This is a genomic window from Propionimicrobium sp. PCR01-08-3 (assembly GCF_030286045.1).
Classification (GTDB): domain Bacteria; phylum Actinomycetota; class Actinomycetes; order Propionibacteriales; family Propionibacteriaceae; genus Brooklawnia.
The window spans coordinates 47,467-73,827 of sequence record NZ_CP127390.1; the positions used below are offsets into that span (position 1 = coordinate 47,467).

The 26,361-nt window shown below is 63.5% G+C and carries 24 protein-coding genes and 1 pseudogene; 9 read left to right on the forward strand and 16 right to left on the reverse strand.

The features are described 5' to 3' along the window. Positions 1-26: 26 nt before the first annotated feature. Positions 27-1,022 carry a class I SAM-dependent methyltransferase gene (locus QQ658_RS00215; RefSeq protein WP_286025682.1) on the reverse strand — a complete coding sequence of 332 codons (996 nt, stop codon included), beginning with the start codon at positions 1,020-1,022 and terminating at the stop codon, positions 27-29. A 25-nt stretch (positions 1,023-1,047) separates the two neighbouring features. Here QQ658_RS00215 and QQ658_RS00220 point away from each other — a divergent pair, with 25 nt between their 5' ends. From QQ658_RS00220 to QQ658_RS00230, 3 genes are all read left to right on the forward strand, one after another. Continuing rightward, positions 1,048-1,947: a pyruvate, water dikinase regulatory protein gene (locus QQ658_RS00220; RefSeq protein ID WP_286025683.1), complete on the forward strand. Its 900-nt coding sequence runs from the start codon at positions 1,048-1,050 to the stop codon at positions 1,945-1,947. A 253-nt stretch (positions 1,948-2,200) separates the two neighbouring features. Beyond that, a complete protein-coding gene (gene ppdK / locus QQ658_RS00225) occupies positions 2,201-4,846 on the forward strand; it encodes a pyruvate, phosphate dikinase (RefSeq protein ID WP_286025684.1) in 2,646 nt (881 codons plus the stop codon). A 236-nt stretch (positions 4,847-5,082) separates the two neighbouring features. Continuing rightward, the gene (locus QQ658_RS00230) at positions 5,083-5,883 is read left to right on the forward strand and encodes a hypothetical protein (protein ID WP_286025685.1); all 801 of its coding nucleotides are present in this window, start codon (positions 5,083-5,085) and stop codon (positions 5,881-5,883) included. 32 nt (positions 5,884-5,915) lie between these two features. On the opposite strand, the gene QQ658_RS00235 is transcribed toward QQ658_RS00230, so the two are convergent. The 8 genes from QQ658_RS00235 to QQ658_RS00270 form a co-directional block, all read right to left on the reverse strand. After that, positions 5,916-6,830 carry an ABC transporter substrate-binding protein gene (locus tag QQ658_RS00235; RefSeq protein WP_286025686.1) on the reverse strand — a complete coding sequence of 305 codons (915 nt, stop codon included), beginning with the start codon at positions 6,828-6,830 and terminating at the stop codon, positions 5,916-5,918. A gap of 385 nt (positions 6,831-7,215) precedes the next feature. Continuing rightward, complete coding sequence (locus QQ658_RS00240) at positions 7,216-8,400, reverse strand: cobaltochelatase subunit CobN (RefSeq protein ID WP_286025687.1); 1,185 nt, start codon at positions 8,398-8,400, stop codon at positions 7,216-7,218. 393 nt (positions 8,401-8,793) lie between these two features. Further along, a complete protein-coding gene (locus QQ658_RS00245) occupies positions 8,794-9,369 on the reverse strand; it encodes a hypothetical protein (protein WP_286025688.1) in 576 nt (191 codons plus the stop codon). Between the two features lie 193 nt (positions 9,370-9,562). Continuing rightward, positions 9,563-10,642 (reverse strand): ABC transporter substrate-binding protein, encoded by a 1,080-nt coding sequence (locus tag QQ658_RS00250; protein ID WP_286025689.1) that lies wholly within the window; start codon positions 10,640-10,642, stop codon positions 9,563-9,565. 260 nt (positions 10,643-10,902) lie between these two features. After that, complete coding sequence (locus QQ658_RS00255; protein WP_286025690.1) at positions 10,903-13,233, reverse strand: DUF222 domain-containing protein; 2,331 nt, start codon at positions 13,231-13,233, stop codon at positions 10,903-10,905. A gap of 411 nt (positions 13,234-13,644) precedes the next feature. Beyond that, on the reverse strand, positions 13,645-14,814 hold the full coding sequence (locus tag QQ658_RS00260) for a mandelate racemase/muconate lactonizing enzyme family protein (RefSeq protein WP_286025691.1): 1,170 nt from the start codon (positions 14,812-14,814) through the stop codon (positions 13,645-13,647). 36 nt (positions 14,815-14,850) lie between these two features. Next, a complete protein-coding gene (locus tag QQ658_RS00265; RefSeq protein ID WP_286025692.1) occupies positions 14,851-15,171 on the reverse strand; it encodes a HigA family addiction module antitoxin in 321 nt (106 codons plus the stop codon). Continuing rightward, entirely contained in the window at positions 15,146-15,427 is a 282-nt protein-coding gene (locus QQ658_RS00270) for a type II toxin-antitoxin system RelE/ParE family toxin (protein WP_286025693.1), read from the reverse strand. The genes QQ658_RS00265 and QQ658_RS00270 overlap by 26 nt, the downstream gene beginning before the upstream one ends. A 179-nt stretch (positions 15,428-15,606) precedes the next feature. On the opposite strand from QQ658_RS00270, the gene QQ658_RS00275 reads away from it, so the two are divergent. After that, positions 15,607-15,813 (forward strand): type II toxin-antitoxin system HicA family toxin, encoded by a 207-nt coding sequence (locus QQ658_RS00275; RefSeq protein WP_286025694.1) that lies wholly within the window; start codon positions 15,607-15,609, stop codon positions 15,811-15,813. Positions 15,814-15,830: 17 nt separating this feature from the next. Beyond that, positions 15,831-16,211, forward strand: coding sequence for a helix-turn-helix domain-containing protein (locus QQ658_RS00280; protein ID WP_286025695.1), 381 nt, complete (start codon positions 15,831-15,833; stop codon positions 16,209-16,211). A gap of 39 nt (positions 16,212-16,250) precedes the next feature. Here QQ658_RS00280 and QQ658_RS00285 read toward each other — a convergent pair whose 3' ends face one another. From QQ658_RS00285 to QQ658_RS00310, 6 genes and pseudogenes are all read right to left on the reverse strand, one after another. Then, a complete protein-coding gene (locus QQ658_RS00285; RefSeq protein WP_286025696.1) occupies positions 16,251-16,832 on the reverse strand; it encodes a hypothetical protein in 582 nt (193 codons plus the stop codon). Between the two features lie 12 nt (positions 16,833-16,844). Next, positions 16,845-17,675 (reverse strand): ABC transporter ATP-binding protein, encoded by an 831-nt coding sequence (locus tag QQ658_RS00290; protein WP_286025697.1) that lies wholly within the window; start codon positions 17,673-17,675, stop codon positions 16,845-16,847. Next, positions 17,672-18,694 carry a FecCD family ABC transporter permease gene (locus QQ658_RS00295; RefSeq protein ID WP_353057932.1) on the reverse strand — a complete coding sequence of 341 codons (1,023 nt, stop codon included), beginning with the start codon at positions 18,692-18,694 and terminating at the stop codon, positions 17,672-17,674. The genes QQ658_RS00290 and QQ658_RS00295 overlap by 4 nt, the downstream gene beginning before the upstream one ends. After that, positions 18,691-18,957 (reverse strand): annotated as a pseudogene (locus QQ658_RS00300) (ABC transporter substrate-binding protein); the annotation flags it as partial. The pseudogene QQ658_RS00300 and the gene QQ658_RS00295, both read right to left, overlap by 4 nt. Positions 18,958-19,016: 59 nt before the next feature. Then, on the reverse strand, positions 19,017-20,177 hold the full coding sequence (gene dxr, locus QQ658_RS00305) for a 1-deoxy-D-xylulose-5-phosphate reductoisomerase (RefSeq protein WP_286025698.1): 1,161 nt from the start codon (positions 20,175-20,177) through the stop codon (positions 19,017-19,019). A 169-nt stretch (positions 20,178-20,346) separates the two neighbouring features. Beyond that, the gene (locus QQ658_RS00310) at positions 20,347-20,925 is read right to left on the reverse strand and encodes a GNAT family N-acetyltransferase (protein ID WP_286025699.1); all 579 of its coding nucleotides are present in this window, start codon (positions 20,923-20,925) and stop codon (positions 20,347-20,349) included. A gap of 295 nt (positions 20,926-21,220) precedes the next feature. On the opposite strand from QQ658_RS00310, the gene QQ658_RS00315 reads away from it, so the two are divergent. From QQ658_RS00315 to QQ658_RS00330, 4 genes are all read left to right on the forward strand, one after another. Beyond that, the gene (locus QQ658_RS00315; protein WP_286025700.1) at positions 21,221-22,078 is read left to right on the forward strand and encodes a MetQ/NlpA family ABC transporter substrate-binding protein; all 858 of its coding nucleotides are present in this window, start codon (positions 21,221-21,223) and stop codon (positions 22,076-22,078) included. Positions 22,079-22,082: 4 nt separating this feature from the next. Next, positions 22,083-23,066 (forward strand): methionine ABC transporter ATP-binding protein, encoded by a 984-nt coding sequence (locus tag QQ658_RS00320; protein WP_286025701.1) that lies wholly within the window; start codon positions 22,083-22,085, stop codon positions 23,064-23,066. Between the two features lie 88 nt (positions 23,067-23,154). Next, a complete protein-coding gene (locus QQ658_RS00325) occupies positions 23,155-23,826 on the forward strand; it encodes a methionine ABC transporter permease (RefSeq protein WP_286025702.1) in 672 nt (223 codons plus the stop codon). Between the two features lie 91 nt (positions 23,827-23,917). Continuing rightward, complete coding sequence (locus tag QQ658_RS00330; RefSeq protein ID WP_286025703.1) at positions 23,918-25,765, forward strand: FHA domain-containing protein; 1,848 nt, start codon at positions 23,918-23,920, stop codon at positions 25,763-25,765. Here QQ658_RS00330 and dcd read toward each other — a convergent pair. Then, on the reverse strand, positions 25,762-26,361 hold the full coding sequence (gene dcd / locus QQ658_RS00335) for a dCTP deaminase (protein WP_286025704.1): 600 nt from the start codon (positions 26,359-26,361) through the stop codon (positions 25,762-25,764). The genes QQ658_RS00330 and dcd overlap by 4 nt on opposite strands.

Consider the following 26,361-nt stretch of genomic DNA (forward strand, 5'->3'; position numbering starts at 1 on the left):
TGATGCTCCTTGATTCTGGTGGGCCCTCAGCCCCGCCTGCTGCGGGTAAGCGTAAAGCTACGATTCTGGGCGACCAGTCTGGTCGGTCCGATCAGCCCGGACAACCGTGCCTTCCAGGGCAGATGCGAGTTGAAGACGCACCAGAACTCGCCGCCTTCGCCCAGCACCCGCGCGGCTTCGGTGAACATCTCGAGCGCCGAATCGGAGTCCTTGGCGTTGCCGCGGTGGAAGGGCGGGTTGCAGACGATCACATCGATCTCGCCATCGCCGAAATCATCGAGATCGGACGCCCAGTGCGTCTGCACCTGGGTTCCGGCGGCGGTGCGCCGGGTGGCGTCGACAGCCGACCAACTGGAATCCACCGCGTGCACCGTGGAATCGGTGTGCATGCGGGCCACCAAGGTGGCGAGAATCCCGGACCCGCAGCCGAGGTCGAGGTAGCGGTCGGCGTCGGCCACCTGATCGAGGTGGTCGACCAAAAGCCGAGTGCCGTCGTCCAGGCGTCCGGCGGCGAAGGTGTCACCGTGCCAGGCCAGTTCGATTCGCTCACCGCCGATGTCGAAGATCTTGTGCTTCGGCCAGCTCAGCCTGGCGGGGGCGAGTGGCCCGCGGGCCATCAACGCACGCGATTTCTGCTGGCCGAGCGATGCCGAGACATGCGAGAAATGCTTGGCCAAGGTGGTGTTCATCGAGCGATTCAGATGCTTCTCTCGTCCGGCCGCCACGACCTTGACCTGCTCGGACGCGAAACTGGCGACCAGTTCGGCGTATTCGTCCAGGGCACCCAGTGAGCGAGGCAGCCGCATCCAGACCAGATCGGCACCGGCGAGCGTCGCGGCGTCCAACTGTGAAACAAGAAGCTCATCAGGGACCAGCGCACGGTCGCGAATGTCATCGCACCACACGCTCACTCGGTCCGCCCGCCGCCCGGCATCGGCGACCAGCTCGGGAGCGTCGACGATGAGCAGGTGAGAGCAATGGTCGGGGGAGTTGGCTGCGATGATGCGGTCGACGGAGTCCATATCTTTGTACGATAACGTGTCGGCCATGCCGGACAACCAGCAGAGCTTGAGCATCCACGTCATTGCCGACAGCTCGGGAGAGACTGCGGCCAGGCTCGCCAGAGCGGCCCAGGCACAGTTCCCCCAGACGCATTTTTCGATCGTGCGGCACCCCAGGGTCAAGGACGCGGACGCCCTGCTGCGCGTCTTCGACCGCATCACTGCTGCCCACACCGACGATCCGAAACTGCCGATCGTCATCTTGTTCACCCTGGTCAAACAGGAAATGGCGGGCATGGTCAAGCGCTACTGCGACGACAAGCAGCTGCACTGCGCCGATCTGATGAGCGAGACCCTGCGGGCCATCGGCCAGACCACCGGGTCGGAGGCAGATGAGGTCGTGATGCGTCCGGTTGCGGTCGAGGCCGACTATTTCGACCGGATCTCGGCGATGGAATTTGCTGTGCGCAACGACGACGGCATCATGCCGACCGCACTGGGCGAATGCGATATCTGCCTGGTCGGGGCGTCGCGCTCTGGCAAGACCCCGCTGTCCCTATATCTGGGCTATGTCGGCTACAAGACGGTGAACGTGCCGCTGGTGCCCGGCATCAAACCGCCCGACGAACTCTTTCAGATCGACCGCTGGCGCATCGTCGGGCTGACGATCGACGCCGAAAGGTTGCTGCAGATCCGCAGCCGCCGGGTGCGGACTCTGGGCGGTTATGGCACCAAGGACGGCGGATACGCCGATCTGGCGAAGATCTACGACGAGCTCGATGAGGTCGGACGCATCCAGCGGCAGCTGGGCTGCCCGGTGATCGACACCACCGGCCTGGCGCTGGAAGAGGCCGCCGCCAGAGTCACCGACATCGTCGAGGAACGCGCCCGCAAAGCCGGTGCCCGGCTGCGACAGGTGCCGGGGAGCCTGCGGCTGAAGCCGTGATCGTGCACGTGCCGAAGGGTTTCGACCGTGCCGAACGGGGGAATCGGACGCCGGCCGAAACCGGCATACCGAGTTGGCACAATACTCCGCCTTGTCCGGGCCGGTTAGGGCGCTCGAAAAATATAGGACCCGGTTTCCGGTTGTCGCATCGACCATGCACAATAGAGGGGTGCGTTCACCACAGATGGTGCACCGATCGCGTGTCATGGACCCCCGTCCCGCACGAGTTTGCTAGTCAAAGGAGAACTCAGCAGTGACTGAAAAGTACATCTACGACATTTCCGAGGGCGACGCGTCGATGAAGCCCATCCTCGGTGGTAAGGGCGCCGGCGTCGCGGAAATGATGCGGCTTGGTGTTCCGGTCCCCGACGGGTTCACCGTCACGACGACCGCATGTGTCGAGACCATGCACAACGACGGCCACTGGCCCGATGGTCTGCGCGATCAGATCACCGAAGGTCTGCGCCGCTTCGAGGAACGCACCGGACGCACACTGGGCGGCAAGGACAAGCCGCTGCTGGTGTCGGTTCGCTCGGGTGCCGTCGTGTCGATGCCCGGCATGATGGACACCATCCTCAACCTCGGCATCAGCGACGACACCGTCGAGGCCGTCGCCGCCGAAGCCAACAATGAGCGTTTCGCCTGGGACTGCTACCGCCGCTTCATCCAGATGTACGGCGAGGTCGTCGAGGGCGTTTCCTCGCATCTCTATGAGGACGCGCTGACCGCCAAGAAGGCCGCCAAGGGCGTCGAACAGGACACCGACCTCACCTCCGACGATCTGAAGGAACTGGTCGCCGAGTTCAAACAGATCTCCAACGAGGCATTGGGCGGCGACTGGACCTCCGATCCGGTCGAGCAACTGCACCGTGCAGTGGACGCCGTGTTCCGCAGCTGGGGCAACCCGCGCGCCGAGGTCTACCGCAAGGCGAACAACATCTCGCGCGAGCTGGGTACCGCGGTCAACGTCATGCAGATGGTCTTCGGCAACCGTGGCGACACCTCGGCAACCGGCGTCTGCTTCACCCGCAACCCATCGACCGGCGAGCAGGGCGTCTACGGCGAGTTCCTGACCAACGCTCAGGGCGAGGATGTCGTCGCCGGTATCCGCACCCCGCGTCACCTCTCGGAAATGGAAGACGTTCTCCCCGAGGCCTACCATGAACTGCTCGACACGATGTCCCGGCTCGAGGGCCACTACAAGGACATGCAGGATCTCGAGTTCACCATCGAGAACGGCAAGCTGTTCATGCTGCAGACCCGCAACGGCAAGCGCACCGCTGCCGCCGCGCTGAAGATCGCGTCCGATCTGGTGGACGAAGGGGTCATCGACAAGAACGAGGCGTTGAGCCGTATCGAACCCGCACAGCTCGACCAGCTGCTGCACCCGGCCATCGACCCGTCGAACACCGCCAAGCCGATCACCAAGGGCCTCCCGGCATCTCCGGGTGCTGCCGTCGGTGGCCTGGTCTTCGACGCCGACACCGCCGCCGCGAAGGGCGAGAAGGGCGAGGCCGTCGTCCTGGTTCGTTTCGAGACCACTCCGGACGACATCCACGGCGTGCTGCAGGCCCAGGGCGTGCTGACCGCCCATGGCGGCATGACCAGCCACGCGGCGGTTGTGGCGCGTGGCTTCGGCAAGCCCTGTGTCGCCGGCGCCACCACCATCAAGATCGATCTCGAGAACAAGACGCTGACGATCGAGGGCCAGACCTTCAACGAGGGCGACGTGGTCACCCTGAACGGTTCGACCGGTGAGGTCTTCGGCGAAGCTCTCAAGCTCATCCCGCCGCAGATCAACGAGGACTTCCAGCGTGTGGTCACCTGGGCCGACGAGGTGCGGACGATGGGCGTGCGCGCCAACGCCGACAACTTCGAGGACGCCTCGAAGGCCCGCGAGCTGGGCGCCGAGGGCATCGGGCTGTGCCGCACCGAACACATGTTCATGGCCTCCGACCGGCTGCCGGCCGTGCGCGAGATGATCCTCGCCGAGACCCCCGAACAGCGGGCCACCGCGCTGGAGAAGATCCTGCCGATGCAGCAGGCCGACTTCGAGGGCATCTTCACCGCGATGAAGGGACTGCCGGTCACCGTCCGGCTGCTCGACCCGCCGCTGCACGAGTTCCTGCCGAACTACCTCGACCAGGCGCTCAAGGTGCAAGAGCTCGAGCTCACCGGCGGCAACGCGGACGAACTGGCGCGTGAGCGTCAGACTCTCGCCCAGGTCAAGAAGCTGCACGAGCAGAACCCGATGCTCGGCACCCGTGGCTGCCGGTTGGCGATGCTGTACCCGGAGATCCCCGAGATGCAGACTCGCGCCATCATCCGTGCGGCTCTTGCGGTGCTGGAGCGCGAGGGCGAGACCGTCGGTGTCGAGATCATGATCCCGCTGGTCGGGCTGGAGACCGAGATCGTCACCCAGCGCGACATTGTCGACCGCACCGTGAAGGCCGAGTTGGAGGCAGCCGGCAAGCAGCTCGACTACACCATCGGCACCATGATCGAGCTGCCGCGTGCCGCCCTGATCGCCGACAAGATCGCCGAGCATGCCGACTTCTTCAGCTTCGGCACCAACGACCTGACCCAGACCACCTTGGGCATCAGTCGTGACGACGCCGAGAACGGTTTCCTCGGTGCCTATGTTGCCGACGGAGTGCTGCCGCGCAACCCGTTCCAGACCATCGACGCCGACGGTGTCGGCCAGCTGGTGCGCATGGGTGTCGACAAGGGCCGCAGCCACAACCCGAAGCTGAAGTGCGGGGTGTGTGGCGAGCACGGTGGCGATCCGGATTCGATCGAGTTCCTGCAGACCGTCGGGCTGAACTACGTGTCCTGCTCGCCGTTCCGGGTGCCGATCGCCCGCTTCGCGGCCGCCAAGGCTGCCATGGACCAGAAGTGATGCGCTGATCACTGCTGTCGATTTAGCTTGTCTGAATAGGCGAAGAGGCCCCGGTCCCATCACGGTCCGGGGCCTCTTCCTTCACGTTCTTATTGGAGGTCACTGGATCGATGGCGGTGAGGTCGTTGAGGTAGGGGCCGCCAATCCCTACGGTCCCTGCTTGGGTTCTGCGGTCAGATCTATCTCTTCGATAGTTGGTTCTCGCTGCAACGTGCGGCACGGATGAGAATGGTCTTGTGTTCGTGTACTTGTCGGAGATGGCCGGGTTGGGTCTGGTCGGCTTCGATCCGCTGGGCGCGATCATCATGCTCAGCTTCATCGCCGGCGGAGCACGGTTTGTTCATACGGTCGTTTTCACCGTACTGAACTGGGTGCTGATCGTCGTGCTGGGTGTCACCGCGGGCACCGCCCTCGTGCCAGTCATCGCCGAGCTACCGCACTGGCTGCAACTGGTGCCCCGATGGGCCTGGATCGTGGCCGAGATCGTATGCGCGGTTGCATTGACGACATGGGCGGTTGTGCGGATGCGGACCGGGGCCTCCAGCCATCACAGTGTCGGCCAGCGTCTTCATCCCCGCGATGCCTGGGTGACGCGACCTCCGTCGCCGGGCTGTGGTGACCTTGGCGATTTGAAGCATGGGAGCCCTGGGCCATCGGCCGAGGCAGGTTCTGCAGTTGGACCAACAATCCGGACGCCGCATTGGTGGCTGCTGATCGTCATCTCCGCCGGAATCGCGGTAGCGGCGTTCGCCGACCCCGGCTATACAGGGGCCGTGCTGGCGGCAGGTTCCCGGCCGGTGTCGTGGCAGGTGATAGGACTGACTCTCTGGTATCTGATCGCCATGTCGCCGCTGGTGTTATTGTGCGTGGCGTCCGGTTGCGGGGCCACCAGCAAGGCGAGCGCCTTACTCACGAACTGGATATCGCAGTCTCGTCGTCCGCTCTGGGTCGCCGGCACGACGCTGATCGTCATCGTTGCCGCATTGCTGCTCGTTGATGCCGTATTGCTCGCGGCGTCCGGTCATTTCCTTCCCTAAAGATGCTGACAGGCATCACCATGGGCGAGCCGTCAGGCGAACTCCTGCGGCGTCCCATAGATGTCCGGACGAAGGCTCGCAGCCAGGTACTGGGTGGCGTCCGCGTAGTAGGGGCCGGGGTTGTACAGGAAGTACTGCTGAGGCAGATAGATGATCCGGCCTTCGCGAACGGCGTCCACGGCCTGCCAGGCCGCATTTGACGCGAACTGCTCGTCCATGTTGGTCTTTGCCTCGTCGTTGCTGTCGAACATGCTTGTCACCAGCACGTAGTCGGGCTGGGCGGCGACGATGGCCTCGACGTCGAGGGTGGTGGTCTCAGAACCCGGGTTGTCGGGCACCGAGCCCTCGGCGATGTTCTCGATACCCAGTTGGGTGAGCATCTGGCCGGCGATCGAATTATCGAGCTTGACGCTGAGCGCTTGCGAGCTCGCGAAAAGGATCACCGCGGAGGTGTCGTCGTCCGCGGGCCACTTGTCGACGACGGCCTGAGTGCCCGAGGTGATCTCGGTGATGCGTTCGGACGCCCGGTCGCTGGTGCCCGAGATAGCTCCGAAGATCTGATAGGCCGCAGCCAGATCGTCCAGGTTCTTGACCTCGGTGGTGAAGGTCGGGATGCCCATCTTCTGCAACTGGGCGGTGAGTTCGGTTTGGGCGCGGGCCTGAGTGATGACCAGGTCAGGGTTGAGACCGATGAGCGCTTCGGAGTCGATGCCGCGGGGCAGCCCGAGCTGCGGCAGCTGCTGCATCTCAGTTGCGCGGTCTTCGACCAGCCGGATGTTCTCTGTCAGATCGGACGCGGCGATCGCTGTGCCGCCGGCATCGTAGAAGATATTGAGCGGAGTCCCCGAAACGACCGCAATACGCTGCGGAGCTTCTTCGAAGGTCTCGCTGTGTCCGGTGAAATCCGTGACGGTCATCGGGAAGCCGGTTCCGGAAGTGCTGGCCACAGCCTGCGTATTTGATGAAGGAGTGGCCGAAGAAATGCCACCCGAGGGGCCGGGTGCCTCACTAGATGCACCACAGCCGGTAATCAATGTGAGTGCTGTCAAGACACCCATGACGCGAGTGACGACAGCAAGGGCCCTGTTCTTCAACGTAGCTCTTCCTAAGTCCGGGTTTGAACGGACGGGTTGAAAAGATTTCGTATCGCGAACGATACACGGCTGTCCGCCAGACGTGGCTTCCAGCCCGTGCCGGCGGAGTTGAAGCCCGATGGATCAGGGTCAGCGCTACAGGTTTCTGAGCGAAGGCACCTTCAGCCGGCAGGTCACCGCAGAGGTTGGTAACCGGAGGAGTCGCTACCCTGGGCGAGCGACCTGCCGGCCAAAGCTTTCATCCGGCCAGCTGCTCGGTTCGCGAGTACGTATGGTCGGTTTGCGGGCCGGACGCCGGGTGCAGCGCGCGAAGGCGGCGTCCGGACTGGGACATACCCACCCAACTCAGCGCGGAGACCGCCAAAGCCTGGGCGCTGCCGGTGATCGGCACGAGCCGGGGCACGCGAGCGCCGGTCAGCGCGTCGGCGTCGATCGTCTCCTGGCAGGCAATGACCGGGGTGGCCAGCCGGCCGTCGCGTCCGGGCCAGGCGGATACACCCCACGGAACGCTGTCGGCCAACGGGCCGTCCGCTGAGGTCGAGCTCAGCTTCTCGCGTGGAATCGTGCTGGTGACGGCACGCAACACCGGGACGCCGATCTGCGGGTACGGCAGGCTTGCCCAGTCATCATCGGTGGGATCGACCGTATCGTTGACGCTGATCATGGCATCGGCGACCGGCTGATCGTGATCGGAACAGAGCCGGTCGAAAGCCTGCTGAATGTTCTGCTGATCTCGGCCGCTTTGTGGCTCGCCGGGATAGAAGAACGGCAGCACATTGGCGCCCCGATACTCCAATTCGTGGACGAGCGAATCGATGTGGGCGGTGTTGTGGCTGAGCCAGTGGCTTCGAGGGTAGGCGACGGCCACGGTCGGACGCTCCGGAAGCAGGCGAGGGCGGTACCCGGCGAGTGAAGTGAAAGTCCCGGCGTCCGGATGGCTGAGAGCCCAGGCGGGCATGGGAAGCGGAAGGGGGACGGGCCAGCAGCCGTCGTTGGCGCGGTTGACGATGATGGCGAGCGCGGTGATGAGGTTCTCCAAACCTCCGGTGGCCAAGAGTTCTGCTAACCGGGCCCAACTGCCATCGGTCACGCCACTGGCGTAGGGGTTGCCGGCGGGCGGGACGCAGGCAGCGCCGGAAGCCGGTTGCAGGTGGACCCACGGCAGCGGCAGATGTTGTGCGCGGCGATCGTCCAGGGTCCGCTCGATGAGTTGCCATGCGTAGGCGTCCGCGGTCTCGCCATGCCAGATGATCGCGCTGGCGCGAGCAGCTGTCGAGGCGAACCAGGCCGCCTCGGCGGGATCGTTCAGCTGGTTTCCCGATCGGCCGACGACCGTATGGGACGCATGACTCAGGCGTCCGGCGGCTTCGGCGAGCAGCGCAAGATCATCTCCGGCAGCGGAGTAATAGCAGATAGTAGCCACGACTACGCAATCCCTTCCTTGGGAGCGGAGACAGCAGTCACTGCCCCGGTCCTGTCCAACGAGAACGGCGCGTACCTGCTGCAGTCGACCGGGCTCATCCTTGGGCCTGAAACCAGGCCTGAGGCATTACCGTTGCGGGCCAGCACCGGAGTCACACCGGATTTCGCTGATACCAACAGGTACGCACAGGCTTCCTTGCTGTGGCATGTGATACTTTATCACATTTGCCCGTCTCGGCTAGGCCTGCACCAGCCGGGCTCGCCGCTCGAAGCGACAGGCTTGACGATACTCTGCGCGGCCGCGTGGCATGGTGAACGGCTCGCCGGAGGACGATGCAGCCAGTTGCGCCTTCTGACGCCTTCGTTTTAAAGGCGTGGCTTTTGCACGGCGTGGTCAGCCGAGCGTGGCGTCCTCGATGCTCATGCCGTAGCGGGTCTGGAAGTAGTCCTGGATCGCTTGAACCTGGTCGCCGGTCTCGGTCTCGGCCTTCTCCCAGCGTCCATTGTCCTTGGTCGACTGGCTGAGGTCGTTGCCCTCGTCATCGAATACCGAAACCAAGGCATTGCTGGTCAGGTCGTAGGTGTAGTTGTAGGTCTTGCCCATCGCCGAGCTGACCAGATGGCGCAGGTAGGTGTTGTCGGCGTAGTTGAACTCGCCGTAGTTTTGGAAGGCCTCGCCGCTGGCCGGATCGATGAACTGGAAGGTGGCGGTCTTGGCCTGCTGATCGATGGTGATCTCGAAACCGGAATCCTCGACGGCGGTGGCGTCCTTATCGGTGTCGGTCAGCATGCCGTCCTGGCTGGTCAGGGTGTGCTCTGCCGCGGGAGCATTCGCGCTTGCGGAGGCAGCGGGTGCGCTGCTGGCCGGCGTCTCGGGAGTGCCGGCGGCGGTCTCCGTGCTATCGGACGAGCATCCGGCCATGCCCAGGCCGAGTACTGCCGCAGCGACAATGGCGATAGTGCGCTTCATTCTTCTTTTCTCCTTGTTGTTTGTGGAACATCGTGAATGACCGCAACCGACCCTTATCGGCTGATCTGCGACGCCGACCAATCGCGGCTTGGTTGTGAACAGGATCGGTTTTGAGAGGGCGTCTGTTGCCCCCTCTTTTTCTGCTGAACCCCGGCACTCGATGCACGTCTGTTCGAGGTACTGAACAGAGCATCTACTTTGCGTCCGTGGGATCAACCGGCTGCCCGTAGACATCCGGACGCAGACTGGCTGCGAAATACTCCAGGGCGTCCGCATAGTAAGGCCCGGCGTTGAACAAGAAGTACTGCTGCGGCAGGTAGATCACCTTGCCGTCGCGTACCGCATCGACTGCCTGCCAGGCCTGGTTGGAGGCGAACTGCTCGTCCAGTTTCTGTTTGGCCTCATCGTTGTTCTCGATCATGGAGGTCACCAGCACATAATCGGGCTGGGCCGCGACTATCGCTTCGATGTCGAGATTGGTGGTCTCCGAACCCGGATTATCCGGCGCCAGCTCAGAGGCGATATTCGTGACGCCGAGGGTGGTGGCCATTTCTCCGGCAATCGAATTGTCGAGTTTCACGGCCAGGGACTGGGCCGTGACATAGAGAATTGCCACCGATATGTCGTCGCCCGGCCACTTCGCTATGACCTCGTCGCGCTGGGACGAGATGTCGGATATTCGCTGATCGACGATATCTTGAGTGCCGTTGATGGCTCCGAAGAGCTGGTAGGTGGTGACGAGATCCTCGAAAGAGCGCACCTTGACCGACAGCGTCGTCATGTCGAGGCCCTGCATTGCCTTCAGCTGGGTGTCTTGGGAGCCCGCCATGGTGATGACCAGATCGGGGTTCTGCGCCGACAACTGCTCCATATTGATGGCGTACGAGCTGCCGACCTGGGGCAGCGCCTTCATCTCGTCTGCATGCTCGGTGACCAGCCGGAGGTTCTCGGTGATGTTCGGGCCGCAAACCGCGGTGCCGCCCGCGTCGTAGTAGATGTTCAACGGGGTGCCGGAGACGACGCACACCCGCTCGGGTTTCTGCTCCAGGGTGATGGTGTTGCCGACGAAATCGGTGATCGTCATCGGATAGCTGTCGCCCGAGATCCGGACACTGTTGGCATCAAAGGAGGCGTTCGCGGCCGACGAATCGGGCGCGCCCGCGTTGGTGGACGAATCCGTGGGACCTGATCCGCAAGCGGCCAGCCCGAAGGCGAGCAGAGCCGCGATTCCTGATTGGGCAAGGAGTTTTCCGAACCTGCGTTTCTGACTCAACACAATTCCTTCCGGAACGGAGCCAGACGGATCTGCTCCGTCCCTTATCCATCGAGGACGGTGCTTGAACCCACTGCAGTCGACCGGACTTGTCCTCTTTGAGAGAGGCTTTACCGTTGCGGGCCAGTGCCGGAATTCGTGGTCAAAGAATCTTTGGCCACACCGGACTTCGCTGATTCCAATGGGCAGTCGCGATCCTTATCGACCACGACATCGTCACGCTAACACCGCCGATGAACGACGATTCGGTAAGGGTTACCTCAGTCCTTCGACTTCGGGCCTGCCGTTGGTGTATCTGATTCCGATCGATGTGATGGTCGGGATTCCGCCGCGGCGATCGACGGCATTTTCGCCATATTTTCGATGGAGCCGGGTATTTGGATTCTGGTGGTGCCTGCGGCGGTGATGGCGTAGTGGTAGCCGAGTTTCGTGGTCCAGATGTAGAGGCCGGGGCTGGGCTGCTCTAACTGGCAGTCGCCGTGAGTTTTCGCCCGGTGGGCTTTGCGGGATAGCGGCCCGAGGTTGCCGGGATGGGTTTGGCCTTTGTCCCCGTTCACGAATGGAATGGTGTGATCCATGTCGCAGTGCTGGGCGGCGATCGTCCCGTAGGGGAATACGTCGACGGGGTTGCGTTGCTCGATGACGAACCGCATCCGATCGGGCGTCTGATAGGCGTCCGACGGCTGAATGGTGCCCGGATCAATGATGGGTCGGACGATGACTGTCGAGTCTTTCAAGAACTCGGGCAGTTGGCTGGTGAGCAGGGGTCCCCAACCGTCGACACGGGCGACCCCAAGCGGCGGCAGATGTGGGCCGTGGCCTGGATGATCATCTGACTCGCAATCGGTTGCACTGGGGTCAGCGTTGCGGCGGCCATGACCAGCCCTATTCCAGGGCCCCGACTGCTCCGGATCGCCCTCGCCCGTTCCGGAGGTGTGGCCCGGCACCAAGTCGTCGGCGTTGATATGCACGACCAGCGTGTGGACGGGCATGGTGGCGCCCTCGGCAGAGCGCGGGCATACCGGCAGATCCGCATTCCTGTCCAGACTGCCGTGACCGTCCGGCGGACAGGAGTCCTCGGCATCCTCGGGTGGTGGCTCATCAACGTCGAATACCCGAGGCTCATTCGTCCCGAATGATCGGCCCGGAAGTGAGAAGGAGCAGCTGCCGGATCCGCTAGAGGTCCGCGTTGATGGCGGTGTGTCGGCCGGTCTACGGGAATCGTGGCCGACTTGACTCCCGGTTTCCGCTGTCCCCACCATGCTGCGACCTGAGATCCCGGTGTCGGAGACTTCGTCGGCTTCGGTGCCGAAGATGGCATCCAACGTGTGGCGCCAGTCCGGAACCGGCCGCTGAATTTCGGCTGATCCACTGCCCGCTCGCGGGGCGTCTGATGCTGGAGCGAAGGAGGTGATGGGTTGCTGGGAGGTGAGGTCGGAGCGGCTTGACGATCCAGGTGCTGGCGACTCGTCCGCTGGTTGCGGGAAGAACGACTCGTCGCCAAGATCGATAGCCGGGTCGCCGCTGCCCGCCCGCGAGGATTCTTCCCAGAACCAGGAGTCTGCCAGGTGTTCAGCATTCGACGTCGCGGACCGCTGACTGACCGGCCTGGTGTCGGGCGGAGCTGACGTCGTGACGGGCAGGGCACCTTGTTGGCAGGGCTGGTTTTGGAAGTGCCGACAGAGGATACCCAGGGCTTTCGCGCGGCGGATATCAAGGTCGCGTCCGATCAACGGATCCGGGGAGGTGGGCAGGGTGCCTGCGATCTTTCTCAGGACGAAGTCGAACATCAACCCGTCTTCGGGATTCACCACACCGTAGATGGAGACGTGTCCGTCGTCGATCGGCGAGATGTGGATGAATCGGGACAACCGTTTCGCCTCGGCGCGTTTGCGGGCCAGCTCGTGGTCGGCGGCGATGACGTGTTCTTCCAGGTCTTTCATCGCTTTCGACAACGGCTGATAGGCGAGAATGTCGGCCATCTTCTCGTCCACCTCAAGGCACGCTTTCAGGGGGAGGCAGGCGCAGCGTTGGCAGACTTTCTTGGCCCGCCAGACCCGCACCTGGCCACAGATGACCTTCTGGAACATGCGGGGATGCCGATGCCGCAGGTCGAGAGCGAACCCGATCTGAGCGAGCGCCAGTGATGCGGGGATGCCGAGCAGGGGGCCGATCTCCAACGCCAAGAACTCACCGATTTTCGGGGTGCCGTCATGACCCGGGGTCATGAATCGTTCCATGCCTTCGAACACGGCCTCCTGATCGATCTGCCACAAATCGGCAGCATGCAGGATAGCGATCAGTTCGGCGACCTCAAATGCTTTGATCTGCTGATGCGCAAAATCCAAGGCAGCCACAGCATTCGCAGCGTCGGACGGCCTGACCAGCGCCTCGGTGCCACAAATCGGCTCTGCCACCTGACCATCGGTCGAGCCGGGAGCAGAGCCCGCGGCCGGCCGGGAAGGATGTGTTGGCCGAGAGGCTGGCATGTCCGCGGAATCGACCGGTACGCCAACCGCACTGAGCACCGAACCGGGAGCAGGGGTTGCCTTCTCTCCATCGTCCGCTTTGCGCGTCGTGTGGTCTTCCATAAAAGAACTCTACTCGAACATACCGACAAAAACAGACGAATCTACCACTAAATCGAAAAAAGATTCGAGAAATCTTCCAGGGTGACGCGTCCCCATTGCCGAGCTGACATCATGCTGCAACGGGCGCTGTGCGTACAAGGAGGCACACGAGTGAGTCGATGCTGCCGAACACGCCCGGACAGCGGTCCCAGTGCCGCTAGTGCATGTGGCGCATTAATCGGAGCACGCCTTATCTAGGGGACGCGACCGCCGTTACGTCCAAATGGTCGCGTGCGTACTACCCGACATGGCGCTACCCGATGAGACCTGCTGTGAACTCGCGGCCCAGGCGTCTGCGGCGAGCACGCTGTCAACCGAGAGTTCGCCGTAATCGGGGCCATCCGGGCACGGGCTCAGTCTAGAGCCGGGGGCTCAGGCGACGCGGTAGCGGTTCAGCACCTCGGGATCGACATCGACACCCAGACCCGGGCGATCGGGAACGGCGACTCGACCGTCATGCAGCGTGAAAGGCGTAGTTAGCAGGTCATCGCGCAACGGATTTCGGGTCCTGTCGAATTCGATCACCGGCTCGTTCTGCAGCGGCACCGGCACGTATCCAAACGGCGTCAGCGGCAGGGCGCTGCAGACCTGTAAGCCCGCAGCAAGAGCGATGCCCGACCCCCAGACATGCGGCACCACGCGCAGATTATGAGCGGACGCCAGCGCCTGAATCTTCATCGCCTCCGAGATACCGCCGCACACGCAGATGTCCGGCTGGACGATATCGACGCAGCCCCCGGCAATGAAATCACGGAACCCATAGCGGGTGTACTCGGCCTCGCCACCGGCGATCGGGACGCTCAGCGCGGTGCGCACCCGGGCATATCCTTCGCGGTCCTCGGGCGGTACCGGCTCTTCGAACATCTCGACGCCCGCGTCCTCAAGATGACGGCCCATCAGCACGGCAGTGCTCGAGTTATACGCATGGTTGGCGTCGGTCAGCAGGTGGAAGTCGTCGCCGAGGGCTTGCCGCACTCTGGCGATCCGGGCTGCGTCCTGGCGCACCGGCAGCAGGCCTATCTTGATCTTGAGCATCGCGAACCCGGTGGCGGCGTAACGTTCCATCTCGGATTGCAGCGCGCTAAGGTCGCGTGCCGGATCGAAGGTCGTCTCGCGGTAGTAGCCGCCGGTGCCATAAGCCTGGACGCTGTCGCGGAAGCGTCCGCCCATCAGCGTGGAGACCGGAACCCCGAGCGCCTTTCCGGCGAGATCCCACAGCGCGATGTCGATCGCGCTGATGGCCTCGATGTAAGCGCCCTTCTGACCGAAATCCCGGGTTTGGGTATAGAGCGTGTCCCAAACCAAGCCGGGGGAGGCGTCCGGCATGGCGAGCAAAGTCGGGCCGAGCACGTGCTCGACACATGCCTTGACGGGTTCGGCCGGGCCATATTGGCCACCTTCGCCCCACCCGGTCAAGCCGTCATCGGTGGTCAGTTTCACCAAGAAGCTGTTGCGTTCGGGGAAGGCCGCCTGGGACGAGAAGAAGCGGTCGCCGCCCAGCGGCACCTTGAGGATGAACGTCTCGATACGGCTGATCTTCATGGGTTCTCCGCTCGTCCACAGCAAGGTGGTTCGTTCTTATGCGGCCTTCAAAGGCTTGATCGAGGCCACAACCTCACGCAATGCGCGACGCTCAAGGCGCAACTCGTAGTTCGACTGCAGGTTCATCCAGAACTCTTCGGAGGTCCCGAAGTATCGTGCCAGACGAATTGCGGTGTCGGCAGTGATCCCCCGCTTGCCGTGAACGATTTCGTTGATCCGCCGGGGCGGCACTTCGATCGACAACGCAAGCTTGTTCTGTGTGATTCCGAATCCCTCGATGAAATCTTCCAGCAGGATCTCGCCTGGATGGATCGGCTCCATCAAATCGGTCTCAGTGGTAGTCGATGAGCTCGACATCTTCTGCACCTCCTTCAGTCCAAACAAAACAAATCCGCCACTGCGTGTTGACGCGGATGCTGTACTGGCCGCGACGATCGCCGGTCAGCCGTTCCAAACGATTTCCCGGTGGGATACGGAGGTCCTCGACGTTCTTGGCCGCATGGATCATCTCCAGTTTTCGCAGGGTCGCCCGTTGTAATACGCGGTCAACGCCCTTGACATACTGCTCGTGCCAGATCTGCTCGGTGTCTTTGCTCCCGAACGACCTGATCATTTGACCAGCATGACATGGTTAACGGACGTCGTCAATAACGGAACGCGTTAACTCTGGGTGCTGGCGATCTGTTTGGACGGTCCGAGACTACATAGTTGCTGCTATCGCTAAGGAATATCAGGCGACAAGCGAGTCCATGGCCTCTTGAGTCAGCAATAAAGCCCCACTAGACTTCGATCATGAAGCCCCAGAAGTATCGAGATGTAACGGCGGTACTTACTGGGCAGGGGTGGGTATGGCTGCGGAATGCCGCTGGTTCCCATGAGATCTGGGGATCACCCGATGGCAAGACGAAGCTGGTTGTTCCGCACCATCGAGAAGTAACCGCGGGCGTGCTGCGAAAGATCGCCGCGAAGCTGGACGAGGTTCCGGACAGTTGGAAGTAGCCGGAGAGGACAAGCAAATGACCACTTACACCATTGATGTGAGCCGGGAAGGGCGCCGGTGGGTGCTTGATGTGCGAAATCTCGATATCGCCGGTCAGACTCGAGCGTTGCGGGATGCCGCGGATATCGGCAGAGGAATCGTTGCTGCGTACCTTGATATTCCCGAAGACGATGTGAAGGTCGACGTCAAGGTCCACGTGCCGGAGGCTGTATCCGCTCAGCTTGTGGATGCGGAGAAGGACGAGGAACTCGGCCGGGCCGAATTGGCCTCGGCAGCCCAGAAGCGCCGCGCGGCGATCCGCGACCTACGGGCGATGGGAATAAGCCAACGGGACGTAGCCGAGGCCCTGGGGATGTCGCCCCAGCGCGTCAGCCAGCTGGTCAAGAGTTCGGCATAACGGGACCGGCGAGCCACCGAGCCCGGAATCAAACCGTGATCAGGCCCCCACTGCTTCCGCGATGGTCATTCCGTAACGGGCCTCAAAGTACGACTCGATATTCTCACGTTCGGTTTGGGTGCCCGACGCTGCACTGTCCCAGTGGCCCTGTTCTCGCGCAGCTTCGCTGACGTCCTCGCCCGCGGCGTTCTGGATGGACTGCAACTCGCCCGTGGCGAGATCGGCGTAATAGACGTAAGTGACGCCCATCGCAGAGACGTAGATGGTTCGCCTGAAGACACCGTTCTCATAGCCGAAGACATCCACGTTCTGGAACTCCTCGCCGCTTGCCGGATCGATCTGCTGGAAGGTGGCCGTTTTCGCCTCCGGATCGATGGTGATGTCGAAGCCGGCGCCCTCGATGACGTTGGCATCTTTGTCGGTGTCGACCAGTAGGCCATTTTCTTCGGTCAGTGTCGCCTCGCCGGTCGGTGTTGCCGAGGACGCGGGGGCGCTTGCGCTGGTTGCGGGCGCGCTCGGTGTTTCGGCCGGCGAACTGGTGTCATCGGACGATGAGCCACAGCCGACCACCGCAGCGCCGATCAGGACTGCGGTCGCGATGGACGCGAAGATTCGTTTCATTTTGTCTTCTCCCTAATTTGTTGATTGCCGGTCGGGCCCGAAGTTATTCGACCGTCGCACCCGGGCGCGCGGTGCGACCACCGGACGCCCGCCCTGCGGATCGTTGGTCACCCACGAATCGACTGAGAAATCCTGGGCGATCGCCGCCCAGGAGAGGGCTTCGTCCGGCCGGCCTTGACGCAGCACTCTGCCATCGCCCATCACCACGCAGTCGTCGCAGTAGCGGGCGGCCTGGGTGAGATCGTGCAGCACCATGACCACGGTGAGTCCGCTGGTCTGGTTGAGCTTGCGGACCAGCTCCAAGATGTCGATCTGATGGGCGATGTCGAGATAGGTGGTGGGCTCATCGAGCAGCAGCAGTTCCGGCTCCTGAGCCAGTGCCGCAGCCAGCCAGACCCGTTGCCGTTCGCCGCCCGACAGGGTTTCGACGCGGCGAGATGCCATCGGCAGCACCCCGGTGCGCGCCATGGCATGTTCCACCGCATGGTCATGGGTGGGCGGACGCAGCTGCCACCAGGGCAGATGCGCGTAGCGTCCATAACTCACCAGCCGCTGCACGGTCAGATCGCCGGTGATATGACCGCCCTGCCACACGAGCGCCATCTTGCGGGCCATCTTTGCCGCGCTGAGTCCGCTGATCGGCCGTCCGTCCAGAAAGACCTCGCCCTGACTGAGTTTCGCCGCCCCGCACATGCCCTTGACCAGGGTGGTCTTGCCGCAACCGTTCGGCCCGAGAATGGCGTGGATCTTGTGTGCCGAGAAGTCGAGGTTGATGCCGTGCAGGATCTCGTGGCCGCCGAGATTCAGCCGCAGATCACGAGTGCTGAGTATCGGGATATTCACATCGCCCTCCTTAGCAAGAAGAGGAAGAATGGCACGCCCAGCACGGCCATCGCGATGCCGACCGGAATCTCGACCGGGCTGAACAGGGTGCGGGCAACCGTGTCGCTGAACATCACCAACGCGGCACCGAACAGAATCGAACCGGGAACCAGGAAGGTGTGGTTGGTGCCGAGAATCAGCCGCATGATGTGCGGCACGATCAGGCCGACGAAGCCGAGCAGTCCGACGGCGCTGACCGCGCTGGCTGCTAGCAGCGCAGCCACTGCGGTCAGCAAGATCCGGTTGGCTTGCACATTCATGCCCATCGAGCGGGCGATGTCGTCCCCGAGCACGATCACGTCGAGCCTTCGGGTGCAGACCAGTGCGGCAGCCAGCGCGAGCAGACTGTAGGGCCACAGCTGCTGCACCTCACCCCAACTGCGCATCGACAGCGAGCCGTTCATGAAAAGCAGGGCGTTCTGCACGCGGTCGGAGTACAGCACCATGACAGCCGAGATACCCGCGCTGCACAACGTCGAAACGGCGACGCCGGCCAAGATGATCCGCATCGGCTGAATGCCGCCCTTCCAGGCGAGCATATAGATGATGATGCAGGCACCCAGGGCACCGATGAAGGCGAAAACCGGCACCATCATGTAGAGGGCGGGGAAGGCCAGCAAGATGACGATGCCGAACAATCCGGCACCCGATGAGACACCGATGATCCCAGGGTCAGCCAGCGGATTGCCCATGATGGCCTGCAAGATCACGCCCGAGGTGGCGAGGTTGGCGCCGACCATGGCCGCCAGCAGCACCCGGGGCAGCCGGATGTCCCAGACAACCCGGTGCCATTCGTAGTCGTCGGGCCCGAAGATGCCCCGCAGCACCTGTCCCGGGGCCAGTTCGATGCTCCCGGTGCCCACTCCGTAGACGAACGCCGCGACGAGTAGCACCAGTAGAACAACGAAGACGATCGGACGAAACCCCGGGCGAGACTGCGTCTTGTCCCACCCGGTCGAGGTCACAACGGGTTGACTCATGCCGGCTCGACGGGCTCACCGTATACGTCGGGGTGCAGACAGGCAGCGAGATATTCCACGACATCAGCGTAGTAGGGGCCCGCGTTGTACAAGAAATACTGTTGAGGCAGGTAAATGACCTTGCCATTGCGCACAGCATTGACCGCCTGCCAGGCCTGGTTGGACGCGAACTGTTCGTCGAGTTTGGCCTTCGCCTCGTCGTTGCTGCCGATCATGCTGGTCACCAGCACATAGTCGGGCTGGGCGGCGACGATCGCCTCGTCGGTGAGAGACCGGGAATTGAACCGGTGAACAGATCAGGCGGCAGCCGCGTCCTCAATGCTCACGCCTCGATCAACCGGGCGGCGGCTTGCCGGGCCCAGGCGTCCGCAGCGAGCACCGCGCGGACCGAGTACTCGCCGAAGTCGGGTCTATCGGCGCCGAGCAGGGCATCGACACAAGCCGTGATGGTGTCCACGATGCCGGTGAACGACAGCCTGCCGTTGCAGAAGGCATCGACGCAGACCTCGTTCGCGCCGTTAAAGACCGCGGGTGCGACTCCGCCGACCTTGCCGACGCGGCGGGCCAGTTCGACGGCCGGGAAGGCCTCGTTGTCGAGCGGTTCGAAGGTCCAGGCAGTCGCCTGCGTCCAATCGAAGGCGGGTGCTGCGTCCGGAACCCGGTCGGGCCAGGTCAGCCCCAACGCGATCGGCAGCCGCATGTCGGGCGGCGAGCACTGGGCGATGGTGGAGCCGTCGACGTATTCGACCATCGAGTGCACCATCGATTGCGGATGGACGACGACCTGGATGGCGTCCAGCGGCACGTCGTACAGCAGGCTCGCTTCGAGCAGCTCCAATCCCTTGTTGACGAGGGTGGACGAGTTGATGGTGATCACTCTGCCCATCGCCCAGGTGGGGTGTGCCATGGCCTGCTCGGGGGTGACGCCGGCGAGTTCGGCCAGGCTGCGGCCGCGGAACGGCCCGCCGGACGCAGTAAGAATCAGCTTGCGCACCTCGGACTTTTTGCCAGCTCGGAGTGCCTGAGCGAACGCCGAGTGCTCGGAGTCGACGGCGACGATCTGTCCGGGCGCTGCGGCGTCGGTCACGAGTCGGCCGCCGATCACCAGCGACTCTTTGTTGGCCAGGGCCAGCGTGATTCCCGCATCGAGGGTCGCCAGCGTCGGTTCGAGACCGGCCGCTCCGGTGATCGAGTTCAGCACCACGTCTGCGCCTTCGTAGCGGGCGAGCTTGGTGGACGCCTCGGTCCCTGCCCACACGTCGACATCGTCGGATATCCGGCTGCGCAATTGGTCGGCTGCTTGTTCATCGGCGACGGCAACCACATTCGGACGCATGGCCTGAACCTGCTCGCACAAAAGATCCAGCGACGAACCGCCCGCCGACAACCCCACCACGTTGAACTGTCCGGGCCGCTGCCGGATCACGTCGATGGCCTGCGTCCCGATCGAGCCGGTAGAACCAAGAATCACCACATTGCGCACGGGCTCAGTTTAAGGCCCACCAGATCCCTGGGCCGAGGCAGGAACGCCCGCAGGTGGGTGGATGACCCGTTTACGAAGTCGGGGGGAGTGCATGCCGTGTCGATCCGACGGCCACGATGGGCGCTGGATCAACACAATGTTCAGCGGATGCCATGCGCCTGGATCTGCATCACCGGCAGTCGAGCATCTTCCGCATCAGGACGCGCGGGAAGCCGTTGAGGACCGACTTCGTGTCGGCTGCTTTGGTGAATCCGGCATCCTCGAACAGCTTCCGCGTGCCGACGTATGCCATTGTCAGATCGACCTTCTCGCCCTTGTTGTCGACGGGGTAGGCCTCGACGGCGGGCGCGCCGGAATTCTTGGCATACTCGACCGCACCGTCGATCAACGAATGCGTGATGCCCTGTTTCCGGTAGCCGGGGCGGACCCGCAAACACCACAGTGACCAGACATCCAGGTCGTCCACCTGCGGGATCCGCCGATTGGTGGCGAAGCTCGTCCCGGCCCGGGGATACACCGCTGCCCAGCCGACGGGTTCGTCGTCCAGGTAGGCGATGACGCCGGGCGGCGGATCCTCGGCGCACAGCTCCCGCATCCGCTCGCCGCGGGCGGGCCCGTGCAGGGCGAGATGCTCCTTGCTGTCCAGCCGATAGCTCAGGCAGAAGCACACATTCGAGGTCGGCTTCTTGGGCCCGACGAGCGTCGCAACATCGTCGAACGCCTTCGCGGGCCGCACGGTGATAGCCATATACCAGTCTTGCATGAGTCAGGCGTGACACAGCTTCCCCGTTTTGGCCCGCCCACCGGCCATGAAGTACTGTCATGGCCATGGGCCAGATCATCAGCACCAGCAGCGCAACCCGCGCTTGCTCGATGATAATGCCCGTGTGCTGTCGGCGAATGCCGCTCTGACAGCACGGACCGATCGCTCCTCCAAGACGTGAGTCGCAGCGATCGCTGCCCTGGAACCTACGCAGAGACCGCTGCGGGCCGTGCTGTGGACGATCAAACATCCGCCGAACACGATGAATAGGATTTGTTCCATGCGACTTCGAAAACTGCTCACCGCCACGGTTGCCGCCACCCTGCTCACTTCGATGGCCGCCTGCGGTGGCTCGTCGAGCGGCGACGGCTCCGCCGACATCTCCGAACCTCTCAAGGTGATGGCCGACGTCATTCCCCACGCCGAACTCATCCGCGAGGCCGAAGACCTGGGCCTGCTGGGTGACGTCAAGGTCGATATCACCGAGATCTCCGGTGACGTTGACGTCAACCAGTTGACCGAGGCCGGCGATATGGACGCCAACTTCTTCCAGCACGTGCCCTACCTCGATGACTGGAATGCCAATCATGAGGGCTCGGATCTGGTTGCCGTCGCCACCGTGCATGTCGAGCCGTTGGGCCTCTACTCCAAGAAGCTCACTTCACTCGATGACGTTCCTGATGGTGCGGTGATCGCGATTCCGGCGGACGCCACCAATCAGGCACGCGGTCTGTTCCTGCTGGAGGATGCCGGTCTGCTGACCCTCGACGTGAACCGTGACGATCCGGATCTCGACTACTCGCAGGTGACCGACGCGGATGTCTCGGAGAACCCGAAGAACATTTCCTTCATCAAGATCGATCGTCCGCAACTCGCTGCCTCGCTCGACGACCCGGGTGTGACGCTGTCGATCGTCAACGGCAACTACGCACTTGAGGCCGGCCTGATTCCCTCGGACGATTCCCTCGCGCTGGAGACTGCCGAGAACAACCCCTACGCCAATGTGCTGGTCACCAAGGAAACCCTGAAGGACGACCCCCGCGTCCAGAAGCTGGCGGAGGCTCTCGAATCTCCCGAACTCGCGCAGTTCATCACCGATAACTACCAGGGCAGCGTACTGCCGGCCACCGAGAGCTAATTGAATGATCACCGTCAAGAACCTGACGAAGGTTTACGGAAAAGGTGGCAAAGCCGTTGCGGCCGTGCAGGACGTCAGCCTGCACGTGCCCGACGGCGGCATCTTCGGCATCCTCGGACGCAGTGGGGCCGGCAAGACGACGCTGATGCGTTGCCTGACCGCACTCGAGCGTCCGACGTCGGGTTCGGTGGAAGTGGCCGGTACTGAGCTCACCTCACTTAACCGGGCTCAGCTGCGTGAGATCCGGCATACGATGGGCATGATCTTCCAGCACTTCAACCTGCTGGGGAGCCGAACCGCGGCCGCGAATGTCGCATTTCCGCTGGAGATTCAGGGCGTGGCCGGGCCTCAGCGCAAGGCAAGGGTGGACGAACTGCTGAAGCTGGTCGGGCTCGATGACCGGGCCGGCTCGTACCCCTCGCAACTGTCCGGTGGCCAGAAACAGCGTGTGGGCATCGCCCGCGCGCTCGCTGCCGGGCCCCAGGTGCTGTTCTGCGACGAGGCCACCAGCGCCTTGGACCCCGCCACCACCGAGCAGATCCTCGATCTGCTGAAGAAGATCAACGAGGAAACCGGTGTCACGGTCGTCTTGATCACCCACGAGTCCGAAGTGGTGCGCCGTATCTGTGACTCGGCAGCCCTGATGGCAAACGGACGCGTGGCCGAGCACGGGCCGCTGGTCGAGCTGGTCGCGAACCCGAATTCTCGGCTCGCCGACATCCTGCTGCCGACCGGAGACCCGGCACTCGACCCCGACGAGCGGTCGATGGTGCTGACATTTGTCGGCGGCCACACCTCGGAGCCGGTCATCTCGGGGCTGACCAAGCATTTCGGTCTCGATGTCTCGATCCTCGGGGGCTCGGTCGACTGGATCGCGGGGCAGAAGGTGGGCCGGCTGCGTGTCGCGTTGTCACACCCGGATGGCGTCTACGACAGGGCGGCCGTCCACCAGTACTTGACCGACCGGGAAGTGAGCGCGCGGTTATGAACAGTGCCTATTTGCGCCCGTCCCGGTCGCGTGAACGATTGGCGAGGCCGCCAGAACAATTAACCGACCGGGAAGCGAGCACGCGACCATGAGAAAGGTCTCCTGGACCGAAGCCTTCCCCGAAATGGTGGGCACTCTCGGTGACACCGCGTGGATGGTCGGCGTCTCGTTCGTGATCGTCACCGTGCTGGGGCTGGCGGTCGGCGTGATTTTGCGACTCAGCTCGCCCGATGGCCTGCGTCCGCAACAGGTCGTCTACCAAATCGTCGGCGCGATCGTGAACATCGCGCGCTCCCTGCCGTTCCTGATCTTGATGATCGCGTTACTCAGCCTCACCCGCTGGCTGGTCGGCACCGCCTACGGACCGACCGCCGCCATCGTGCCGCTATCGGTCGGCGCGATCCCGTTTTATGCGCGAGTGGTCGAATCCGCGTTGCGCGAGGTCGAATCGGGCAAGATCGAGGCGGCTCAGGTGATGGGCGCCAACACCTGGCAGATCGTTTGGAAGGTGCTGCTGCCCGAATCGATGCCCGGCCTGGTCTCGGGCGCCACCTTGACCCTGGTCACACTGATCGGCTACTCGACGATGGCAGGCGCCATCGGCGGCGGCGGCATCGGTGATTTCGCCATCCGCTACGGCTATCAGCGGTTCAACGGTGAGGTGCTGGCGATGGCCATCGTGGCGATGATCGTCATCGTCCAGCTGGTGCAGTCGATCGGCGACGGTATCGTTCGGGGGATGGCTCACCGGCGGGGATGATTGCCCACAAGCCCGGATGCTGACAGTCTTGAAGGTGGAAACCCAGCAGCGCTGGGTGGCGCCCTGACTGGCTTCTCGGGAGGAGAACGCGATGAAGACCCCCTACGGCGCGTGGCGTGCCAGCTATATTCACGGACGTTGGACGGTATTGAGCGGCCCGACCTCGATGGTGGTTCTCGAGCCGACCCAGGCGGACAGATCCGAATTCGTCGCAAAACTGTGGACGCAACTGCTCGACTGCGCGTCCGTCGCCGATATTTCTCGCACGCTCGCGGCACACGGGCTCGATTCGATGTCCAACTTGGCTGTCTTCTTCTGGGACGACGAGCAACTGCACTGCCTGCTGCGCGGTTCGATGAAGGTCTTTGACGCCGAATCGGACGCCGAGATCGCTTCGGGTGAGGGTGCCTTCACGTGGCGAGAAGCGACGCTGGCTTCGTCATCGATCCATCTGCCATTGGACGAGTTGCCGGACGGCGGCGAACAGATCGAACTGCCCCTGGTGGTCGGCGCGGTACAGGCAGCCACGATCTACCTGGACGCAGCCCCCGGCGCGGTAGCCCCCGCTGCGGCAAAACCGTCCGCTGGGCTCACCACCAGCGCCGGGCAGGCACGGGTGGTGGCAGATGCTGCCGCGACTCCGGAACGCCAGGCGGCCCTCGCCCGATATGATGCCGGTGCCGGAGGCCAGGTGGAGGATTCCGTCAGCCTCTACGACTCGCCGTTCGGTGCCACGCTGGGAACAGCAGGCGGCTCGGCCGCGGGGGCGGGCTTTGGCGCGGCTGCCGGAGCGGCAGAGCCCTCGATGCCGCTGTTGACCATGTCGGTGCCGCCCAACCCGGATGCCTGGGGAGCCGACGGCTCGTCATCTGATGAACCAGCTTTCGATGAACCGGCTTCCGACGACTCGGCACCTGATGAACCAAGACACGGTGAGAGTGCCGCCGACCGGTCGGAAGCCCCTGATGCGGTGGCTGATCATGCTGCCGAGCGTGCGGCGGACGTCGCTGAGGCTGTGCGGGAGTCGGACGCTGAGTTCTCGGAATCCCGGCAATCAGGCGTCACCCCGTGGTCCAGAGGCGGAGTGTCCGGTGGCGTTTCGCAGCCCGCAAATTGGGACCCTGCTTCGGCTGAAGACGAAGTTCCGTTGCCAGAAGCCGATCAACAGGCCGAGCCCCGATGGTCCGGTGCGGACGCTGAGCCTTCCCCGGCGTCCCGTTGGTCCGCTCCCGAGGCCGCGGATCAGGTCGTCGACGATAGCGATGTCTCGTCGGAATCGGCTACCGTGGCGCCCGAAGACGAGATCCCTCAAGCAGTTGCCCCGGAGGCATCGGATTCCTCGGCATCTCATGGCGCTGCCGACGATGCCGATGACAGGCTGGCTCCGGCACCGGACGATGTTCCGCCTGCAGTGCGGCGAGAGCCGACCCAGGTCTTGGGCCAGCGTCCCGATTACGCGCCTGGCCAGGAGCCGGGCAGTTTGTCGCCGGGAGCCACGGGTGCCGCGAACCAGCCTCTCGGGGCATCGGGGACCACAGGGCCGTGGGGTGCCGCCGGTTTCGGCGCATCGCCTACCTCGTCGGCTCCACCCGAGCCGGACGCCGACGCCTCGGCCTCGACGCCTGCTCTGATGACCTCGTCCGGCGAGCAGATCGCTTTGGACGGGCCGGTGCTGATCGGACGCTCACCCAACGGCCAGAACGGCGAGAAGACCGTTCGAGTGCTCAGCCCGAACCACGACATCAGCCGTACTCACGTGCGTATTGAGCCGGTCGGGTCGGCCGTCGAGGTGACGGACATGAACTCTACGAACGGCACGGTCGTGGTCTTCCCCGATGGCGAGAGCGTCCGTCTGGAACCGGGACAGAGCATCGAAGTCGATCTGGGTGGAGCGGTCGAATTGGGAGACGGTCAGACGATCTCGCTGCTGGAACTTTAGCTCTCGAGCTCGGGGTTGCGCGGCACCGAGATCCTGGAGAAATGCAGGTGCGAACGGCTCGCGGTGGGGCCGCGCTGGCCTTGATAGTGCGAGCCGGTCGTCGCCGATCCGTAGGGGTGTGCGGCCGGTGAGCTGAGCTGGAAGAAGCACAGCTGGCCGATCTTCATGCCCGGGTAGAGCTTGATGGGCAGGGTCGCCATGTTGCTCAATTCGAGGGTGACATGGCCCGAGAAGCCGGGGTCGATGAATCCCGCCGTCGAGTGGGTCAGCAAGCCGAGGCGTCCGAGCGAGGATTTTCCTTCGAGTCTGGCGGCGATATCGTCCGGCAAGGTCACATACTCGTAGGTCGCGCCCAGCACGAACTCGCCGGGATGCAGCACGAACGGCTCGTCCCCGTCGGGGGAGACCATGCGGGTCAGCTCGGATTGGTCGGCGGCGGGGTCGATCGCGTCGTAGCGGTGGTTCTCGAAGATGCGAAAGTAGCGGTCGAGCCGCACATCGATACTTGCGGGCTGCACCATGTCCGCGTCCCACGGGTCGAGGCTGACTCGTCCCGCTTCGACCTGGCCACAGATGTCACGATCCGACAAAAGCAT

Bases quoted from the DNA above. Each gene is read 5' to 3' on its own strand.
- QQ658_RS00260 (WP_286025691.1), bottom strand. From the start codon at position 14,814: ATGAAGATCAGCCGTATCGAGACGTTCATCCTCAAGGTGCCGCTGGGC.
- QQ658_RS00295 (WP_353057932.1), bottom strand. From the start codon at position 18,694: ATGAGTCAACCCGTTGTGACCTCGACCGGGTGGGACAAGACGCAGTCT.
- QQ658_RS00220 (WP_286025683.1), top strand. From the start codon at position 1,048: ATGCCGGACAACCAGCAGAGCTTGAGCATCCACGTCATTGCCGACAGC.
- QQ658_RS00280 (WP_286025695.1), top strand. From the start codon at position 15,831: ATGACCACTTACACCATTGATGTGAGCCGGGAAGGGCGCCGGTGGGTG.
- QQ658_RS00315 (WP_286025700.1), top strand. From the start codon at position 21,221: ATGCGACTTCGAAAACTGCTCACCGCCACGGTTGCCGCCACCCTGCTC.
- QQ658_RS00215 (WP_286025682.1), bottom strand. From the start codon at position 1,022: ATGGACTCCGTCGACCGCATCATCGCAGCCAACTCCCCCGACCATTGC.
- QQ658_RS00275 (WP_286025694.1), top strand. From the start codon at position 15,607: ATGAAGCCCCAGAAGTATCGAGATGTAACGGCGGTACTTACTGGGCAG.
- QQ658_RS00330 (WP_286025703.1), top strand. From the start codon at position 23,918: ATGAAGACCCCCTACGGCGCGTGGCGTGCCAGCTATATTCACGGACGT.
- QQ658_RS00320 (WP_286025701.1), top strand. From the start codon at position 22,083: ATGATCACCGTCAAGAACCTGACGAAGGTTTACGGAAAAGGTGGCAAA.
- QQ658_RS00325 (WP_286025702.1), top strand. From the start codon at position 23,155: ATGAGAAAGGTCTCCTGGACCGAAGCCTTCCCCGAAATGGTGGGCACT.
- QQ658_RS00285 (WP_286025696.1), bottom strand. From the start codon at position 16,832: ATGAAACGAATCTTCGCGTCCATCGCGACCGCAGTCCTGATCGGCGCT.
- QQ658_RS00270 (WP_286025693.1), bottom strand. From the start codon at position 15,427: ATGATCAGGTCGTTCGGGAGCAAAGACACCGAGCAGATCTGGCACGAG.
- QQ658_RS00255 (WP_286025690.1), bottom strand. From the start codon at position 13,233: ATGGAAGACCACACGACGCGCAAAGCGGACGATGGAGAGAAGGCAACC.
- QQ658_RS00245 (WP_286025688.1), bottom strand. From the start codon at position 9,369: ATGAAGCGCACTATCGCCATTGTCGCTGCGGCAGTACTCGGCCTGGGC.
- QQ658_RS00310 (WP_286025699.1), bottom strand. From the start codon at position 20,925: ATGGCTATCACCGTGCGGCCCGCGAAGGCGTTCGACGATGTTGCGACG.
- QQ658_RS00265 (WP_286025692.1), bottom strand. From the start codon at position 15,171: ATGTCGAGCTCATCGACTACCACTGAGACCGATTTGATGGAGCCGATC.
- dcd (WP_286025704.1), bottom strand. From the start codon at position 26,361: ATGCTTTTGTCGGATCGTGACATCTGTGGCCAGGTCGAAGCGGGACGA.